The 17,162-nt window shown below is 64.0% G+C and carries 14 protein-coding genes; 6 read left to right on the top strand and 8 right to left on the bottom strand.

What is annotated here, in order from left to right:
* The 4 genes from gyrB to MCIT9_RS02970 are packed head-to-tail and all read right to left on the bottom strand — an operon-like array spanning position 1 to position 5,947.
* The gene (gene gyrB, locus MCIT9_RS02985) at positions 1-2,427 is read right to left on the bottom strand and encodes a DNA topoisomerase (ATP-hydrolyzing) subunit B (protein ID WP_317705943.1); all 2,427 of its coding nucleotides are present in this window, start codon (positions 2,425-2,427) and stop codon (positions 1-3) included.
* Between the two features lie 16 nt (positions 2,428-2,443).
* Positions 2,444-3,508: a DNA replication/repair protein RecF gene (gene recF, locus MCIT9_RS02980; RefSeq protein WP_317705942.1), complete on the bottom strand. Its 1,065-nt coding sequence runs from the start codon at positions 3,506-3,508 to the stop codon at positions 2,444-2,446.
* A 27-nt stretch (positions 3,509-3,535) separates the two neighbouring features.
* Positions 3,536-4,921: a hypothetical protein gene (locus MCIT9_RS02975; protein ID WP_317705941.1), complete on the bottom strand. Its 1,386-nt coding sequence runs from the start codon at positions 4,919-4,921 to the stop codon at positions 3,536-3,538.
* A gap of 45 nt (positions 4,922-4,966) precedes the next feature.
* Entirely contained in the window at positions 4,967-5,947 is a 981-nt protein-coding gene (locus MCIT9_RS02970) for an NAD(P)H-quinone oxidoreductase (protein ID WP_317705940.1), read from the bottom strand.
* A gap of 334 nt (positions 5,948-6,281) precedes the next feature.
* On the opposite strand from MCIT9_RS02970, the gene MCIT9_RS02965 reads away from it, so the two are divergent.
* The 3 genes from MCIT9_RS02965 (at position 6,282) to cysZ (ending at position 9,172) form a co-directional block, all read left to right on the top strand.
* Entirely contained in the window at positions 6,282-7,616 is a 1,335-nt protein-coding gene (locus MCIT9_RS02965; RefSeq protein ID WP_317706671.1) for an IS4 family transposase, read from the top strand.
* 78 nt (positions 7,617-7,694) lie between these two features.
* Complete coding sequence (locus MCIT9_RS02960; protein WP_317705939.1) at positions 7,695-8,372, top strand: PEP-CTERM/exosortase system-associated acyltransferase; 678 nt, start codon at positions 7,695-7,697, stop codon at positions 8,370-8,372.
* Positions 8,373-8,428: 56 nt separating this feature from the next.
* On the top strand, positions 8,429-9,172 hold the full coding sequence (gene cysZ, locus MCIT9_RS02955; protein ID WP_317705938.1) for a sulfate transporter CysZ: 744 nt from the start codon (positions 8,429-8,431) through the stop codon (positions 9,170-9,172).
* A 3-nt stretch (positions 9,173-9,175) separates the two neighbouring features.
* On the opposite strand, the gene mtaB is transcribed toward cysZ, so the two are convergent.
* The 4 genes from mtaB to MCIT9_RS02935 form a co-directional block, all read right to left on the bottom strand.
* Positions 9,176-10,444, bottom strand: coding sequence for a tRNA (N(6)-L-threonylcarbamoyladenosine(37)-C(2))-methylthiotransferase MtaB (mtaB, locus tag MCIT9_RS02950; protein ID WP_317705937.1), 1,269 nt, complete (start codon positions 10,442-10,444; stop codon positions 9,176-9,178).
* A 213-nt stretch (positions 10,445-10,657) separates the two neighbouring features.
* Positions 10,658-12,022: an adenylosuccinate lyase gene (purB, locus tag MCIT9_RS02945; RefSeq protein WP_317705936.1), complete on the bottom strand. Its 1,365-nt coding sequence runs from the start codon at positions 12,020-12,022 to the stop codon at positions 10,658-10,660.
* Between the two features lies 1 nt (position 12,023).
* Positions 12,024-13,118, bottom strand: a complete 1,095-nt coding sequence (mnmA, locus tag MCIT9_RS02940; protein ID WP_317705935.1) for a tRNA 2-thiouridine(34) synthase MnmA — start codon at positions 13,116-13,118, stop codon at positions 12,024-12,026.
* Complete coding sequence (locus MCIT9_RS02935) at positions 13,115-13,558, bottom strand: NUDIX hydrolase (RefSeq protein WP_317705934.1); 444 nt, start codon at positions 13,556-13,558, stop codon at positions 13,115-13,117. The genes mnmA and MCIT9_RS02935 overlap by 4 nt, the downstream gene beginning before the upstream one ends.
* 114 nt (positions 13,559-13,672) lie before the next feature.
* On the opposite strand from MCIT9_RS02935, the gene MCIT9_RS02930 reads away from it, so the two are divergent.
* From MCIT9_RS02930 to clpA, 3 genes are all read left to right on the top strand, one after another.
* Entirely contained in the window at positions 13,673-14,440 is a 768-nt protein-coding gene (locus tag MCIT9_RS02930; protein ID WP_317705933.1) for an elongation factor-1 alpha, read from the top strand.
* Between the two features lie 87 nt (positions 14,441-14,527).
* Positions 14,528-14,857, top strand: coding sequence for an ATP-dependent Clp protease adapter ClpS (clpS, locus tag MCIT9_RS02925; RefSeq protein WP_286293399.1), 330 nt, complete (start codon positions 14,528-14,530; stop codon positions 14,855-14,857).
* A 28-nt stretch (positions 14,858-14,885) separates the two neighbouring features.
* On the top strand, positions 14,886-17,162 hold the full coding sequence (clpA, locus tag MCIT9_RS02920; protein ID WP_317705932.1) for an ATP-dependent Clp protease ATP-binding subunit ClpA: 2,277 nt from the start codon (positions 14,886-14,888) through the stop codon (positions 17,160-17,162).

Raw genomic sequence — 17,162 nt, 5'->3', positions numbered from 1 at the left:
CTACACGTCCAGATTTTCGACGGCCAGGGCGTTATCCTCGATGAAGCGCCGCCGCGGTTCCACGTGGTCGCCCATCAGGGTGGAGAAGACCTCGTCGGCGGCCACCGCGTCCTCGATGGTGACTTGGAGCAGACGGCGGCTGTCCGGGTCCATGGTGGTTTCCCACAGCTGCTCCGGGTTCATCTCCCCAAGCCCCTTGTAGCGTTGGATCTGCTGACCCCTGCGGGCGTCGGCCATCAAGGCCTCGAACACCTGCTTGAAGTCGCGCACGCCGATACGTTTTTCTCCCAGCTGCAGCACAGTGTCCCCGCCGAACAGGCCACGGGTTTCCGTACCGAATCCGGCCAGCTTGTGATAGTCGGCCGACTGGAAGAACGACGGCGTGACTTCGAAGCTTTTGGAAACCCCGTACAGGCGCTTGGTGACGGTCGCCTTGAAGGCGGCACCGTTGTCCTCGAGGAATTCCACGGCGATGTGGTAGCGGGTGGGCTTGGTGGGGTCGCGGTTGAGATGGGCCTCTAAGGCTTCGAACCAGTGCCGGCAGGCGGTCGCGTCGGCCAGCAGGTGGTCCTCGAACGCCGGCAGTTCCACCAGGGCCTCGAGGAAAGCCTCGTCGTAATGGATGCTGTGGCGGCGGATCGCATCGGCCGCCGCCAGCCAGTCGCGCACCAGCCGTTCCAGGCCGGCGCCGCGGATCGGCAGGGTGGTCGCGTCAGGCAGCAGGACGGCCTTGTCCAGCGCCTGCTGCAGCAGGTATTCGTTCAGCTCGTCGTCGTCCTTGACGTAGTGCTCCTGCTTGCCCTTCTTGACCTTGTACAGCGGCGGCTGGGCGATGTACACGTGGCCGCGTTCGATCAACTCCGGCATCTGACGATAGAAGAAGGTCAGAAGCAGGGTGCGGATGTGGGCGCCGTCCACGTCGGCGTCGGTCATGACGATGATGCGGTGGTAACGGAGCTTGTCCGGATCGTAGTCCTCCTGGCCGATGCCGCAGCCGAGGGCGGTGATGAGGGTGGCGATCTCGTCCGACGACAGCATCTTGTCGAAGCGGGCCCGCTCCACGTTGAGGATCTTGCCTTTCAGTGGCAGGATCGCCTGGGTGCGGCGGTCGCGGCCCTGCTTGGCGCTGCCGCCGGCGGAATCCCCCTCGACGATGAACAGTTCAGAATGGGCCGGATCCTTCTCCTGGCAGTCGGCCAGTTTGCCGGGCAGGCCGCCCATATCGAGGGCGCTCTTGCGCCGGGTCATCTCCCGGGCCTTGCGCGCCGCCTCGCGGGCGCGGGCGGCGTCGATGATCTTGCCGACGATGGCCTTGGCCGCCTGGGGGTTCTCCAGCAGGAACTCCTGGAACTTCTCGGCGACGATGGATTCCACCACCGGCTTGACCTCCGAGGACACCAGCTTCTCCTTGGTCTGGGAGGAGAACTTGGGGTCCGGCACCTTGACCGACAGCACCGCGGTCAGCCCCTCGCGGATGTCAGACCCTTCCGGGTGGATCTTGTGCTTCTTCAGCAGTCCCTGGGATTCCATGTACTGATTGAGAGTCCGGGTCAGGGCGCCGCGGAAACCGGCCAGGTGGGTGCCACCGTCCTTCTGGGGGATGTTGTTGGTGTAGCAGAAGACGTTCTCCTGGTAGCTGTCGGTCCACACCATGGCCGCCTCCACGCCGATGCCGTCGCGTTCCCCCTGGCAGTAGAACACCTTGTCGAACAAGGGGGTCTTGTTGCGGGCCAGGTGCTCGACGAAGGCCTTGATGCCGCCCTCGAACTGGAACACGTCCTCGCGGTCGGTGCGTTCGTCGCGCAGGACGATGCGCACGCCGGAGTTGAGGAAAGACAGTTCCCGCAGGCGCTTGGCGAGGATGTCGTAGTGGAATTCGGTGTCGCTGAAGATCTCCGGGCTGGGCCTGAAACGCACCTTGGTGCCGGTATGCCTGGATTTGCCGATTACCTCCAGGGGGGTGACCGGGTCGCCCATGCGGTAGACGTGGCGGTAATGCTTGCCGTCGCGCTTGATCTCCAGGATCAGCTCTTCCGACAGGGCGTTGACCACCGACACCCCGACGCCGTGCAGGCCACCGGAGACCTTGTAGGCGTTGTCGTCGAACTTGCCACCGGCGTGAAGCACCGTCATGATCACTTCCGCCGCCGGCCGGCCTTCCTCCTCCAGGATGTCCACCGGGATGCCGCGGCCGTCGTCCTCCACCGACACCGAACCGTCGCCGTGGAGGGTGACGACGATGTTCTTGCAGTAGCCGGCCAGGGCTTCGTCGATGGCGTTGTCCACCACCTCGAACACCATGTGGTGCAGGCCGGTGCCGTCATCAGTGTCACCGATGTACATGCCGGGGCGTTTGCGGACTGCCTCCAGGCCCTTGAGGACCTGGATGCTGGAACTGTCGTAGGCGTGTGCGCTTGCTTTGTTCATCAGATAAGGTGGTTTCCTAAGGTTCTGCGGGACTGATGCGCCCATGTTCCACGTGAAACATGCGGTGCGGATGGGAAGTCAGAGCGGTCAGTGCCGCTGGCCGGGTGGCCGTGATAAAGATCTGCTCCTGGGTTTGGACGCTCAATTCGCTCAAAAGTGCCTGATTTTCCTGGTCTAATTCGGATGCCAGGTCGTCGATCAGGAGAATCCCCGGACGCTCCAGCAGCGTTCCCTGGATCGAGATCAAGGCATGTGCCAGCAACTTCATCTGACCGCGGGAGAGGCGTTGGCGCACGTCATGTCCTTCGATTGCGATGCGAAAGTCGTCCCGGTGCGGGCCGCTGTGGGTGCAGCCATGGCGCAGATCCCGGGGCAGATCTTCCCTGAGAACGGTGTCCAGGTCGGCGTCCGCGCGCCATCCGGGCAGATAACGTATGCCAGCCTCCTTTCCCAGCCCCAGTTTTTCGGCCAGCGGCGCCAGTCGGGCGGCGAAGACTTGCAAATAGCGTTGCCGGCTGCGGCTCACCATTTTACCGTATTTCCCCAGGCTTTGCCCCCACAGGGCGGCGCCTTCGGCGTCGCCGGCCTTGAGGGCGGCATTGCGCTGCTGCAGGGCGCGGCGGTAGGCCCGCCAGGCCGGCAGATAGTCGGGATCGAAGTAGAAGACGCCCCAGTCGAGAAAACGGCGCCGCCGGTGGGGGGAGGTCTCGGGCAGATCGTAAAGGGTGGGATCGATGATCCTTACCGGCATCAGCCGCAGCAGTTCGGCGCGGGCGTCCAGTTCGCGGCCGTCGAGGCGCAGGCGCCGCCGGACGCCTTCGAAGCCGATGCCCAGACGGTGTTCGCGCCCGTCCACGAGGAGACACCCCGAGACGGTCAGGGCCGACTGCCCGCTCTGAATCAGTGGCCGGGGATGGGAGGTGCGGAAGGACTGCGCCCGGCCGAGCAGATAGATCGCCTCCAGCAGTGAGGTCTTGCCGCTGGCGTTGGGGCCGACGATCAGGTTCAGACGCGGGTCGAATGCCAGTCGTGCCGGATGCAGGTTGCGAAGATTGGCAAGAGAAAGACGGGACAGATGCATCCATTCATGATAACGGATCGGCGCCGTTCATGGCTGGAGCGCATAGGCGCAGAAATCCCCGCTCCATTCGAGCAGGCGGCCGCTTTTCGCAGGGGCCGCGTCGATGAGAATCTCGGTTCCAAGCTTCAATCTGACCGGAGGCAGGAATACGAGGTTCCGGTCCGGCAAGCGGATCACCGGCTGTGGCCCCAGCTCCGGAACCAGCGCCTGGCCGCAGCACGGTTGTCCTTGGTAAAGGTCCAGACCGTAACGGTGGGGTTTGCCGAACTTGCCGGCGATACACCAGCGGACAACGCCCAGGGTCAGCCGCCCGTCGAAGCCTTTCAGGGCCAGCAGCCGGCCGCAAGGGAGCGTCCTGTCCACCTCCAGCACCGCCAACGAGTCCTGGGGGTGGTGGGACAGTTTGGCCTGGAGATAGCGGTGGATGCCCTTTTGTTCCATCGGGGCCGGGTCTTCGGCGGTCACCAGTTCCAGGGAGGGGACTTCGAGCCAGTTCAGGGTTTCAGTACTCTGGTAGCGGTGCTGCAGTTCTTCACTGATCCGGGCATGTCCCATCCAAATCTCTTCCACCCGGCGTTCGGCGGACAAGGTTGCGGCAGGCGATTGTCCCAGGTGATGCTGCAGCCGGACCGCGATACGGTCGGGCAGCCCTTCCACCTGTCGGAGACGGACGCTGAAGCCGTGCCACGGTCCGGAAGGAGGGCGGGTGTCGGGATGGCGGGGCGGGGCCGGCTGGTGGGGATCGAAGACCCATCGCGGTTCAGTCGGGTCACCCCGGATCTCCAGGCCGTCGCTCCTTTGCAGGTGCTGGTACAGCGTATGGAGATCGGCCGCTTCGAAGCGGCTCGCGGGCAGGGCAGCGAAGGCGAGGATGCGATACAGTTGTTCCCGCGGGCTCAAGCGGGTTCCCTGGACCGGGTCGTCGATGTGATGATCGAGCCCGCCGTTCGCCTGGGCGTCCCCAAGCCCACGGTAGAGGCGGCGCCAGAAGGCGGTGCCGGGAGGTTCGCCCAATTGATGGAAATGCAGCAGCATTTGTCCGAGCGAGGCCAGGATGCGCTGGTGCGCCAAAGGACCGGACAGGTGTTCGTAGCCGCTGGCCAGTTGGTGCTGCAGGAAAATGCAGAGCTTGGCCGTCTTGCGGGCCGACAGGTATGAATCCTTCATCTCCTGAAGGAGCACCCCGGCCAATGCCTGTGCGGCGGCGAACACTGGTCCCCGCAGGCGTTCCAGCTGCTGGAGGCGGGAATCGGCCTCGAGGTGTACGCCATTGAGTTGCTGGAGGCGCTGATAGAGTGCGCTGGCGCGCTTCTTGGGCGTGCTGTCCTCCAGCTCGATGAGCCAGGTCGGGTGGGTCGCCGGATCGAAAGTTGAAACCGCTGTTGTCATTTGCAGCTGTTCGTCGCTTGCCATGCGCAGAAAGTCCCTTTCTAAAGATAGATCACCTCGGCGGCGTCTTCAGGGAATGAGCACGATTTTTCCGATGACTTCACCTTCTTCCAGCAGGCGGTGGGCCTCGGCGGCCTGAGCCAGGGGCAGCACCTTGTGGATGATCGGCCGCACCTGGCCGCTTTCCAGCAGGGGCCAGACGTGCCGGTGTAATTGCCGGGCGATGGCGGCCTTCACCTCAGGCGGCCGCGGGCGCAGGGTGGAGCCGGTGATGGTCAGCCGCTTGAGGAAAACGGGCAGCAGATTGATCTCCCCTTTGGGGCCGCCCTGCACGGCGATGATGACGAGGCGGCCGTCCTCCGCCAGGGATCGAAGGTTGCGGGGCAGGTAGGGGGTGCCGATGATGTCGAGAATCAGATCGACGCCCCGGCCGGCGGTCAGTTCGGCGATGCGGGCGGCGAAATCTTCGCGGCGGTAACAGATCGCGGCCCGGGCGCCGAGGGTTTCGCAGAAGCGGCATTTTTCCGAGGTGCCGCAGGTGGTGTAGATTTCCGCCTGACGCAGCGCGCGGGCGAGCTGGATTGCGGTGGTGCCGATCCCGCCGGCGCCGCCGTGAACCAGGAAGCGTTCCCCCCGATGCAGCTGCCCGCGCTCGAACACGTTGTGCCAGACGGTGAAAAAGGTTTCCGGGATGGCGGCGGCCTGGACGAAATCGAGCCCTTTCGGGATCGGCAGACACAGGTCCGTCACGGCGACACAGTATTCGGCGTAACCGCCGCCCGTCACCAGGGCGCAGACCGCATCCCCGCGCTGCCACTGTGACACTCCGGGGCCAACGGCCGTGATGGTGCCGGCGACCTCCAGGCCAGGGATGTCGGGGGCTCCGGGGGGCGGCGGGTAAAGCCCCTGACGCTGGACCACGTCGGGCCGGTTGACCCCGGCCGCCTTGATCTGGATGAGGACTTCTCCCGGTCCCGGCCGGGGGACCGGTCTTTCCGTCAGCTGCAGGACCTCCGGGCCGCCGGGATGGATGATTTCTATCACCTTCATGCTGGATTCAAGTTGTTCGTGTTGCACGATTGTTCATCTCAAGGCCGATATGTCGCCAATCAGCGACATATCGGTTCTATTGGGAATCAAAGGCTTATGTTTCACGCCGGCCAAAATGTTTGGCATCGAATCGTATAGGGTGTCGCATTCCGGCGTCATCGACGGTTTCACAGAATCCTTGATGTTCTGTTACGCAGTTGTTTCCATTGTCATGGTATATTTTTTGCCCTAAATCACAGGGGGCATAAATCACCCTATTACCCACATCTCTCGCCCCTGTAGTAAGATATTGATTTCTTTGGATAGGCGTTGACATGAGCTGGGCTGAACAAGAATTTTTTCCCTGGCGCTGGGCGATGCCCGCCTGAACCGGCGGCTGTGCCGGGTGATAGAAGCGATGGCAAACGATCCGATGGCGAGCGTTCCCAACGTTTGCGGGGGTGGCTGGGCGGAGACCAAGGCGGCCTACCGGCTGCTGGACAATGCCAGGCTGGATTTTCGGGAGGTGTTGCGGGCCCACAGTGTGCCGACCCTGGAACGGATCCGGCAGCAGTCGCGGGTGCTGTGCCTGCAGGACACCACCGAGCTGGATTATTCCGGGCGGCCGTCGATGGCGGGGTTGGGACGGCTGAATTACGAGCAGCGTCAGGGGTTGTACCTGCATCCGACGCTGGTGATCAGTGAGGCGGGCGTGGCCCTGGGGGTGACCGACTGCTGGCACTGGGCGCGTTTGCCCAAGGGGGAACCGGACCTGGCCGAAAGCCTGCGTTGGGTGGAAGGTTATGAGCGGGTGGCCGAGATGGCCGCCCTGGCGCCCGAGACCCGGCTGGTGTATGTCGCCGACCGCGAAGGTGACCTTCGGGCCCTGATCGACCGGGCCGAACAGCTGGGCTTTGCCGCCGATTACCTGATCCGGGTGCAGCACGACCGTAAGCTCAATGACCCCCTCGATGGCAAACTGCGGGCCGCGGTCGAAGCCCAGCCGGTGTTGGGGACGATCGCCTTTGACCTGCCGGCCGGCGGCAACCGCCCGGCCCGGCAGGTCACACAAACAATCCGGCTCGCCCGGGTCGAACTGAAGACCCGAAGCGGCCCGGGCCCCCAAGTCACCGTCATCCTGGCCCGGGAAGAGGCGCCCCCCGAAGGCCAGGAAGCGGTCGAATGGTGCCTGATCACCAACGAAGAAATCACCACCCTGGAACAGGCCAGAGCGCGCATCGAATGGTACCGCAAACGGTGGTGGATCGAGGTCTACTTCCGCATCCTCAAAAGCGGCTGCCGCATCGAAGCCCTGCAACTTCGCACCCGGGAACGCCTGGAACGGGCCCTGGTGCTGTATCTGATCGTCGCCTGGCGCATCCTGATGCTGATGACGCTCGGGCGGGAACATCCCGAGTGGTGCTGTGAAGTGGTGTTCTCTGTCGAAGAATGGCAGACCGCCTGGGCCATCCACCATCGCACCCCGCCGCCCGCGACGCCGCCGGATTTGGGCACCATCGTCCGCATCGTGGCCGGCTTTGGCGGCTGGCTGGGGCGCAAGAACGATCCCCCGCCCGGTCCCAAAGCCCTGTGGCAGGGCATGACCAAACTGAGCGCCTACGTGGAGGCCGTGACCGCCATCCGGGCGGCCGAGATCAAGTTCCCTCAGAGAAAACGGATAAGACATTGATTCCTATGAGAAGGGGGAAGATACGGGTAATAGGGTGGGCATAAATTCCGCTAAGAAATTAAAGGGGAGGAATCCAATATGTTTGACGGACGCTACCGGGCGGTCATTGCCGATACCAAGGAGAGCAAATCCATCCACTATCGTTTGCGGTATCAGGTCTATTGCTTGGAAAAGCGTTTCGAGCCGGTCGAGCGTTTCTGCGACCAGCAGGAAATCGACGTCTATGATAGCCGTTCCGCGCATTTGTTGATCCAGCACCTGGCCAGCGGCGAGTGGGTCGGGACCGCCCGGCTGGTATTCGGTAAGCCGGAAAGCCTGCCGATGGCCCGGATCACCCGCTTTTCCCTCGATGGGGTCGAGACGGGAGGCAGATATTTTGCGGAACTGTCCCGTCTTTCCATTCTGAAATCTTACCGTCGTCACGGTGAGCGCCAGCAGGTCAGCGAGCCGGAGGTGCTGCTGGGTCTGATCCGTGCCGCCCGCGATTACAGTGCCCAGGTCGGTCTGGATTATTGGCTGTTTTTATGCCGGCGCTCGATCATGCGTATCGTTGGCAACCTGGGGATGCGTATGGACATCATCGGCGATCCCTGTGAGCACCGGGGAATCCGTTACCCTTATCTGGCAAAGCTTGCGACGGCGTTCGACGGCATCCCCGAGTGTTCCCAGGCGGTCCACGCCATGTTCAGCCGCAAAAATACCCTGTTGCGTTATTCGCAGTTGTATCCGGCCGATCGCCCGATGATGGCCGCCTGATTGGGCGGGGAAGGCGGTACAATGGTGCCCTTTGCAAACCGGAACCTCAAACCGCCATGGCCATCGACCGTTACGATACCCGCAAACTCAACAATCCCCTCTACGCCCTGCGGTGTCTGTGGCAAGGGCTCGTGCTGTTGCCCCGGCCAACCTTGCGCCGCTTCGTCCTCATCCCGCTGGCGATCAACTTCCTGCTCTACGCCGGCGCTTTCGCCCTGGCGAGCTACTACTTCGCCGATTTTCTCGCCTGGCTGATTCCATCCTGGCTCGACTGGCTGGAATGGCTGCTCTGGCCCCTGTTCGGACTGGCCTTCATCCTCATCACCTTCTTTAGCTTCACCCTGGTGGCCAACCTGCTGGCCTCCCCCTTCTACGACAAGTTGGCCGAGCGCACTGAGGAGCTGCTCACCGGGGTCGCGCCCCAGCCGCCGGAAACCAGCCTGACCCAGGCGGTGATGCGGGAAATGGGGGCGGAATTGAGGCGGCTGTGGTATTTCGTCACCCGGGCGATTCCGCTGGCCGTCCTTTCGGTCATCCCGGGGCTCAATCTGGCTGCCCCGTTCCTGTGGCTGCTGTTCAACGCCTGGTTCATGGGGTTGGAATACACCGCCTATCCGTTGGCCAATCACGGCATCCTGTTCCCCGAACAGCGCCGCCTGCTGGCCCGGGCCAGGCTGGGCAATCTGACCCTGGGCGGCGTGGTGATGTTCGGGATCGGCGTGCCGCTGCTCAATATCCTCGTGCCGCCGGCGGCGGTGATTGCGGCCACGGTCTATTTCGTCGGCGCCCGCAAGGAATAGGGTTTAAACCGGCTCGGCCACGAGCCGGTCGCCTTCCGGGGCCACCGCGGTAAGCCTGACGGTCTGAATCCGGTTGCTGAGATCGGTTCCCTCCGGCGCCGGTATCTGCACCCGCAGGTAGTGGGGGGTGTAGCCGCTGAACCAGCGCCGCCCGTCACGCCATTCCCCCTTTTCCCACAGCACCGCCGCGGTCTTCCCGACCCAGGCATCCAGAACCCGGCGGCGCAGCGCGGCTGCCAGGCGGTGGAGGCGGCTGCTGCGGTCCTTCTTGGTTTTCTCGTCCACCTCATGGGGAAAGGCCGCCGCCGCCGTCCCCTCGCGGGGGGAGTAGGGGAAGATGTGCACGTGGGCGAAGCCGATTTCCTCCACCAGCGCCAGCGTCTTTTGAAAGTCGGCCTCGGTCTCGCCGGGAAAGCCGACGATGATGTCGGTGGTCAGCACCAGATCGGGACAGTGGCGGCGCGCCGTCGAAACCAGCGTGCGGAAGTCCGCCACCCGGCAGCGCCGCGCCATGCGCTTGAGCACGGCGTCGGAGCCGCTCTGCAGCGGCAGGTGCAGATGGGGCATCAGCCGCGGGTCGCGGAACAGGGTAAAGAAGTCCTCGCCCAGCTCCCAGGGTTCCAGCGAACCCAGGCGCAGACGCGGCAGATCGGTCCGCTCCAGGACGGCGCGGAGCAGTTCGGTGAGCGAGCTTCCCAGATCGCTGCCGTAGCCGCCCAGGTGTACGCCGCTGAGGACCGCCTCCTGCACGCCCTCCCGGCGCAGCGCCTGGATTTCCGCAACCACCTCGGCCACCGGGCGGCTGCGTTCCTCGCCCCGGGCCACGGTGACGATGCAGAAGGTGCAGCGGTGGCGGCAGCCGTCTTGAACCTTGACGAAGGCCCGCTGGCGGCTGCGGGTGAAGCCCGGGGTTTCATGCCCGGTGGTTGCAGGGGCGGGGAGCAGCCGCCGGGCCAGTTCCACCAGCCGGTTCTTGTCGCGATTGGGGACGACCAGGTCCACCCCCAGCTCCCGGGCCACCTGTTCCGGCCGCAGGCTGGCATAGCAGCCGCTGACCACCAGGCGGGCGTCGGGATTGGCCCGCCTGAGGCGGCGGATCCACTGCCGGGATTTGCGGGCCGCCTCTCCGGTTACCGCGCAGGTGTTGAGCACCACCACGTCGGCCCGATCCGGTGGCACCACCCGGGCGCCGGCGGCGCGGAACTGGCGCGACCAGGCTTCGGTCTCGGCTTCGTTGAGACGGCATCCCAGGGTTTGAAAAGCGACTTGCATCCCCTCATCCACAGGTTGGTCGGTAACTGGTATTCTAACAGGGAATGAAAAAACCCCGGGAACTGCCGTCCTGTCGGCTCCCGGGGTTAGGTTGCCGCCGGCGGCGGTGGAGGGAGGAGGGGATAGAGGGCAGATTCACCGCCATCCGCACGACAACCATGGTCTTAAGTGTGGCAGAGAAACGGGATCGGGTTGTGACCCGGTTCACAGATTTCAGATCTGCTCCGCCAGCTGCCGTGCCAGGCCGGTGTAATCCGCCGGCGTCAGCGCCAGGAGGCGCTGTTTGGCCGCGTCGGGAATGTCCAGTTTGGCGATGAAACCCTTAAGGTTTTCGGCATCGATGCGGCGGCCGCGGGTCAGTTCTTTGAGCTTCTCGTAGGGCTGCTCGATGCCGTAGCGGCGCATCACCGTCTGCACCGCCTCCCCCAGCACCTCCCAGTTGGCGTCCAGGTCTTCGGCCAGCCGGGACTCGTCCACCTCTAGCTTGGCGATGCCCTTGAGGGTGCTCTGCAGGGCAATGCGGGTGTGGGCCACCGCCACGCCGAGGTTGCGCAGCACGGTGGAGTCGGTCAGGTCCCGCTGCCAGCGGGAGACGGGCAGCTTCTCCGCCAGATGGCGGGCGACGGCGTTGGCGACCCCCAGATTGCCCTCGGAATTCTCGAAGTCGATGGGATTCACCTTGTGGGGCATAGTGGAGGAGCCCACCTCGCCGGCGACGGTTTTCTGTTTGAAATAGCCCAGACTGATGTAGCCCCAGAGGTCGCGGTCGAAGTCGATGAGGATGGTGTTGAGGCGGGCGAGGGCGTCGAAGAATTCGGCGATCCAGTCGTGGGGCTCGATCTGGGTGGTGTACGGGTTCCAGGTCAGCCCCAGGCCTTCGACGAAACGTTGGGACAGGGCCGGCCAATCCACCTCCGGATAGGCGACGGTATGGGCGTTGTAGTTGCCCACGGCGCCGTTGATCTTGCCCAGAATCTCCACCTCGGCCAGCCGGCGGTGCTGACGGCGCAGGCGGTGGACGAAATTGGCCATTTCCTTGCCCAGGGTGGTGGGGCTGGCTGGCTGGCCGTGGGTGCGCGACAGCATCGGCACGGCGGCGGTGCGGTGGGCCAGGGTGCGGATTTCCTCGCTCACCTCGTCGATCAGCGGCAGCAGGGCCTCGTCGCGCCCGGCCTTGACCATCAGGGCATAGGCCAGGTTGTTGATGTCCTCGGAGGTGCAGGCGAAGTGGATGAATTCGGCGACCCTGGCCAGCTCCGCTTGGCCTGCCACCTTTTCCTTGAGGAAATATTCGATGGCCTTGACGTCGTGGTTGGTGGTGCGTTCGATGGCCTTGACCCGCTCGGCGTCGGCCTCACTGAAGGTCTCCAGGATTTCCTCCAGGAACCGGTGCGCCTCGGGTGACAGGGGCGGCACCTCGGCGATGGCCGGCTCGTCCGCCAGGGCCTGGAGCCAGCGCACCTCCACCAGCACCCGGTGGCGGATCAGCCCGTACTCGCTGAAGGCGGGCCGCAGGGTCTCGTTCTTGTCGGCGTAGCGGCCGTCGATGGGGGAAATGGAGGTCAGCGGGGTATGCATGTCAGGGGTTCCTCTCGTTGGACAGGGTTTCGATGACGCCGCCGCCGAGACAGACCTCGCCGTCGTAGAACACCACCGACTGCCCCGGGGTGATGGCCCGTTGGGGCTGGTCGAAGGTGACGCGCACGCGGTCGTCGCCGAGGCGCTCGACGCGGCAGGACTGGTCCGGCTGGCGGTAGCGGATCTTGGCAGTGCAGCGGAAGTCGCCTGTGGGCGGGCTGCCTTCCAGCCATTCCAGCTGCGCTGCCTCCAGGGTGCGGTGGAACAGCAGCGGATGATTGTGGCACTGGACCACGATCAGGGCGTTGTTCTCCAGATCCTTGCCGGCCACGTACCAGGGCTGGCCGGCGCTGCCGGCGCGGCCGCCGATGCCGAGACCCTGGCGCTGGCCCAGGGTGTAGTACATCAGCCCCTGATGCTCGCCGATGACCTCACCTTCCGGGGTAACGATGGGGCCGGGGCGGGCCGGCAGGTAACGCTGCAGAAAGTCGCGGAACTTGCGCTCGCCGATGAAGCAGATGCCGGTGCTGTCCTTCTTGGCGTGGTTGGGGAAGCCGGCCGCAGCGGCGATGCGGCGGACCTCGCTTTTCTCCAGGTGGCCGATGGGGAACCAGGTGCGGGACAGGGCCGCCTGTCCCATGGCGTAGAGAAAATAGCTCTGATCCTTGTTGGCATCACACCCGCGCAGCAGCTGATAGCGGCCCAGATGCCGGCGTACCCGGGCATAGTGGCCGGTGGCGATGACCTCGGCACCCAGGTCCAGGGCGTAGTCGAGAAAGGCCTTGAACTTGATGTGCTTGTTGCAGAGGATGTCCGGGTTGGGGGTGCGGCCGGCGCTGTATTCCTCCAGGAAGTGGGTGAAGACCCGGTCCCAGTACTCGGCAGCGAAGTTGACCGCGTAAAGCTCAATGCCGAGCCGGTCGCACACCTGCTGGGCGTCCTCCAGGTCGCGCAGGGCGGTGCAGTATTCGGTGCCGTCGTCCTCGTCCCAGTTCTTCATGAACAGGCCGGTGACATCAAAGCCTTCCTCCAGCAGTTTCAGCGCGGTGACCGAGGAATCGACCCCGCCAGACAGGCCGACGATGACTTTGGTCATGGATAGTGTCGCAGCAGACTCAGGGGGCAGCGTTGCCCCGATTCATAAGCATGGACGGAATCGAGGACCAATGGGCTGCGCAGACGTTTCCTTCGGTCCTCGATTTCGGCCCGGGTGAGCCAGTGGGTGGCGACGATGCCCTCGTCCAAGGGCTGCCCGGGACGGTGGTCGTGGACGTTACCGCAGAAGGTGAAGCGCAGGAAGGTCAGCGCGTCTGACACCGGCAGCAGCTGCACCGCCACCAGCGCCTCGGGTTCGAAGGCCCAGCCGGTTTCCTCGCGCACCTCGCGGCGGGCGGCATCCGGCAGCGATTCGCCCGGCTCCAGATGGCCGGCGGGCTGGTTGAAGACGCGGCGGCCTTCGATGACCTCCTCGACCAGCAGGTAGCGGCCGTCGTGCTCGACGACGGCGGCGACGGTGACGTTGGGCTTCCAGACCATAAAAGCTCCGTTTATTCAAACCCGATCATTTTACTGGATTTTGTCTTGCCAAACCCGGATGGGCGGCAAATAATGAGATTCGAATTCCATCTGCCCATTACCCAAGGATCTGTCATGACCTACGAACTGCGCAACCTGCCGTTTTCCGCCAAGGTGCTGTTCTCCTCCTATCTCATCATCATCGCCATCGGCTATTTCGTGGCGATGCTGCAGATTCTGTTCACCCACGGCCTGGCGGACGGCAAGTTCGGCCTCTCCATCGAGGACATCGTCTACAGTTATTACGGCAACCGTTCCGGTTCCAAGCTGGAGATCATGCTCAACGGTCCGATGAAGCCCTACGCCCCGCCCCAGGAGCGCTTCCAACTCATCCAGTGGGCGCGGGACGGCGCCCCGAAGAACGTGTACGAGAAGATCATCAAGCCGATCGTGGAAAAGCGCTGCGTGATGTGCCACAACGCCAACTCCTCCCTGCCCGATTTTCATCGCTACGAGGAACTGAAGGCGCAGGCCGAAACCGACACCGGCGCCACCATCCAGTCTTTGGTGCGGGTGTCCCACATCCATTTGTTCGGCATTTCCTTCATCTTCATGTTCGTGGGGATCATCTTCTGCTTCGCCTCCGGCGTGCCGGAATATCTCAAGGCGATCGCGGTGGCGATGCCGTTCATTTTTCAGATGACCGACATCGCTTCCTGGTGGCTTACCAAGCTGTCGCCCCATTTCGCCTGGCTGGTGGTGGCCGGCGGGGCCGGGATGGCGATGTCGTTCGTGTTCATGTGGATCGTGTCCATGTACGAGATGTGGATTGTGCCGCTGCGCGACCGCAGTGGGACCATCCGGACCGAGTCCTACAGCCGTTATCTGCGGCCGCGGCATTGAACCCTGCGGCGCTTGTCCTGTCGAATGCGGAGGTTGACGATGCGCGCTATCCTGCAACCGACAACAGGGAGATATCCAGAGCGAGCAATGTCGCAATATAATGACGATCAGCCCGAGGACGGCGGCACCGGCACCGCAGTCCAGACTGCGCGCCCGAAACTCAAACGGCCGCCGCTGTACAAGGTGATCCTCCTCAACGACGATTTCACGCCGATGGATTTCGTCGTCGAGGTGCTTATGCGGTTTTTCGCCATGAGCGAGGAAAAGGCCACCCAGATCATGCTCCACGTCCACACCCGCGGTGTCGGGGTGTGCGGCGTGTTCACCCGCGACGTGGCTGAAACCAAAGTGCAACAGGTCAACGAATATTCCCGTCGTCACCAGCATCCGTTGTTGTGTACGATGGAAGAAGCCTAAGAGATCAACAGACCGAACGGGTCCCGTCATGTTAAGCAAAGAGCTGGAACAGTCCCTCAACGCCGCTTTCAAATATGCTCACAACAAGCGCCACGAATACATCACCGTGGAGCACCTGCTGCTGGCGATGCTCGACAACGCCAGCGCGGTCGAGGTGCTGCGGGCCTGCGGCGGTAACGTCGAGCAGTTGCGCGAGGAGCTGGTCCAGTTTCTCGATGAGACCACCCCGCTGATCCCGCCCGGCGTCAACCGGGAAACCCAGCCGACCCTGGGTTTCCAGCGGGTGTTGCAGCGGGCGGTGTTCCACGTCCAGTCCTCCGGCAAGAAGGAGGTCACCGGCGCCAACATTCTGGTGGCGATCTTCAGCGAACAGGACTCCCACGCCGTCTATCTGCTCCACAAGCAGGACATCACCCGCCTCGACGTGGTGAACTACATGGCCCACGGCATCTCCAAGGTGAAGGACGAAAGCGAAGACAGCGAGCCTTCCGCCTCTGATATGGACGAGAACAGCGACGAGGCCCAGCCGGCCAACGCCAGCAATCCCCTGACCAAGTACGCCACCAACCTCAACGAGGCCGCCCGGGAGGGGCGCATCGACCCGCTCATCGGCCGCGAGGCGGAAATCGAGCGCACCATCCAGGTGCTGTGCCGCCGGCGCAAGAACAACCCCCTGCTGGTGGGGGAGGCCGGGGTCGGCAAGACCGCCATCGCCGAAGGGCTGGCGAAGAAGATCGTCGAGGAGGAGGTGCCCGAGGTTCTCAGGGGCGCGGTCATCTATTCCCTCGACCTCGGCGCCCTGGTAGCCGGCACCAAGTACCGCGGCGACTTCGAGAAGCGCCTCAAGGCCCTGCTGGCCCAGCTCAAGAAGCAGCCGGAGGCGATCCTGTTCATCGACGAAATCCACACCATCATCGGCGCCGGTTCCGCCTCCGGCGGGGTGATGGACGCCTCCAACCTCATCAAGCCGATGCTGGCCTCCGGTGAACTGCGCTGCATCGGCTCGACCACCTATCAGGAATACCGCGGCATCTTCGAGAAGGACCGGGCCTTGGCGCGGCGCTTCCAGAAGATCGACGTCCACGAACCCAGCGTGGAGGAAACCTTCGAGATCCTCAAGGGGCTCAAGACCCGCTTCGAGGAGCACCATCAGGTCAAGTACACCGAGGAGGCCCTGAAAGCGGCGGCGGAGTTGTCGGCCCGTTATATCACCGACCGCCATCTGCCGGACAAGGCCATCGACGTCATCGACGAGGCCGGCGCCCGCCAGCGCCTGCTCGACGAGGACGCGCGCAAGGCGGTGATCGACACTGGGGAAATCGAGCACATCGTCGCCAAGATCGCCCGCATTCCGCCGCGCACGGTGTCGGCCAACGACAAGGAAAAGCTGCGCGACCTGGAAAAGAACCTCAAGATGCTGGTGTACGGCCAGGACGAGGCCATCGAGGCGCTGGCGACGGCGATCAAACTGGCCCGCGCCGGGTTGCGCACCGAGAGCAAGCCCATCGGCGCCTTCCTCCTTGCCGGGCCCACCGGCGTCGGCAAGACCGAGGTCACCCGCCAGCTGGCCAGGCTGCTCGGTCTGGAGCTGATTCGCTTCGACATGTCCGAGTACATGGAGCGGCACACGGTATCGCGCCTGATCGGCGCGCCGCCGGGTTACGTCGGTTACGACCAGGGCGGGCTGCTGACCGAGGAGGTCAACAAGCATCCCCACGCGGTGCTGCTGCTGGACGAGATCGAAAAGGCGCACCCGGACGTCTTCAACCTGTTGCTGCAGGTGATGGACCATGGCACCTTGACCGACAACAACGGCCGCAAGGCGGATTTTCGCAACATCATCCTGGTGATGACCACCAACGCCGGGGCGGCGGAAAGCAGCCGGGCGTCCATCGGCTTCACCCCGCAGGACCACGCCAGCGACAGCATGCAGGTGATCGAAAAGACCTTCACCCCGGAATTTCGCAACCGCCTCGACGCCATCGTCCAGTTCCGGCCTCTGGGACGCAAGGTCATCGGCCAGGTGGTGGACAAGTTCATCTTCGAGCTGGAGTCACAGCTGGCCGAGCGCGGTGTCACCCTGCAGCTGACCCCGCAGGCGCGCGAATGGCTGGCCGAGCGCGGTTATGACCCCAAGATGGGGGCGCGGCCGATGGCACGGGTGATCCAGGAATACGTCAAAAAGCCGTTGGCGGAGGATCTGCTGTTCGGTCGCCTGACCGAAGGCGGGCACGTCAAGTTCTTCGTGCAGGGCGGCGAATTGAAGTTCTCGGTGGAGAGCGGCAAGCCGGTCACCCCCGCCTGA

The organism is Methylomarinovum caldicuralii (assembly GCF_033126985.1).
GTDB classification, from domain to species: Bacteria; Pseudomonadota; Gammaproteobacteria; order Methylococcales; family Methylothermaceae; genus Methylohalobius; species Methylohalobius caldicuralii.
Note: the sequence above shows the minus strand (reverse complement) of the source record. Positions and strands in the feature narration are given on the sequence as shown.

Excerpts from the sequence above, each read along its gene's own strand:
- gyrB (WP_317705943.1), bottom strand. The coding sequence starts at position 2,427 with ATGAACAAAGCAAGCGCACACGCCTACGACAGTTCCAGCATCCAGGTC.
- recF (WP_317705942.1), bottom strand. The coding sequence starts at position 3,508 with ATGCATCTGTCCCGTCTTTCTCTTGCCAATCTTCGCAACCTGCATCCG.
- MCIT9_RS02975 (WP_317705941.1), bottom strand. The coding sequence starts at position 4,921 with ATGGCAAGCGACGAACAGCTGCAAATGACAACAGCGGTTTCAACTTTC.
- MCIT9_RS02970 (WP_317705940.1), bottom strand. The coding sequence starts at position 5,947 with ATGAAGGTGATAGAAATCATCCATCCCGGCGGCCCGGAGGTCCTGCAG.
- MCIT9_RS02960 (WP_317705939.1), top strand. The coding sequence starts at position 7,695 with ATGTTTGACGGACGCTACCGGGCGGTCATTGCCGATACCAAGGAGAGC.
- cysZ (WP_317705938.1), top strand. The coding sequence starts at position 8,429 with ATGGCCATCGACCGTTACGATACCCGCAAACTCAACAATCCCCTCTAC.
- mtaB (WP_317705937.1), bottom strand. The coding sequence starts at position 10,444 with ATGCAAGTCGCTTTTCAAACCCTGGGATGCCGTCTCAACGAAGCCGAG.
- purB (WP_317705936.1), bottom strand. The coding sequence starts at position 12,022 with ATGCATACCCCGCTGACCTCCATTTCCCCCATCGACGGCCGCTACGCC.
- mnmA (WP_317705935.1), bottom strand. The coding sequence starts at position 13,118 with ATGACCAAAGTCATCGTCGGCCTGTCTGGCGGGGTCGATTCCTCGGTC.
- MCIT9_RS02935 (WP_317705934.1), bottom strand. The coding sequence starts at position 13,558 with ATGGTCTGGAAGCCCAACGTCACCGTCGCCGCCGTCGTCGAGCACGAC.
- MCIT9_RS02930 (WP_317705933.1), top strand. The coding sequence starts at position 13,673 with ATGACCTACGAACTGCGCAACCTGCCGTTTTCCGCCAAGGTGCTGTTC.
- clpS (WP_286293399.1), top strand. The coding sequence starts at position 14,528 with ATGTCGCAATATAATGACGATCAGCCCGAGGACGGCGGCACCGGCACC.
- clpA (WP_317705932.1), top strand. The coding sequence starts at position 14,886 with ATGTTAAGCAAAGAGCTGGAACAGTCCCTCAACGCCGCTTTCAAATAT.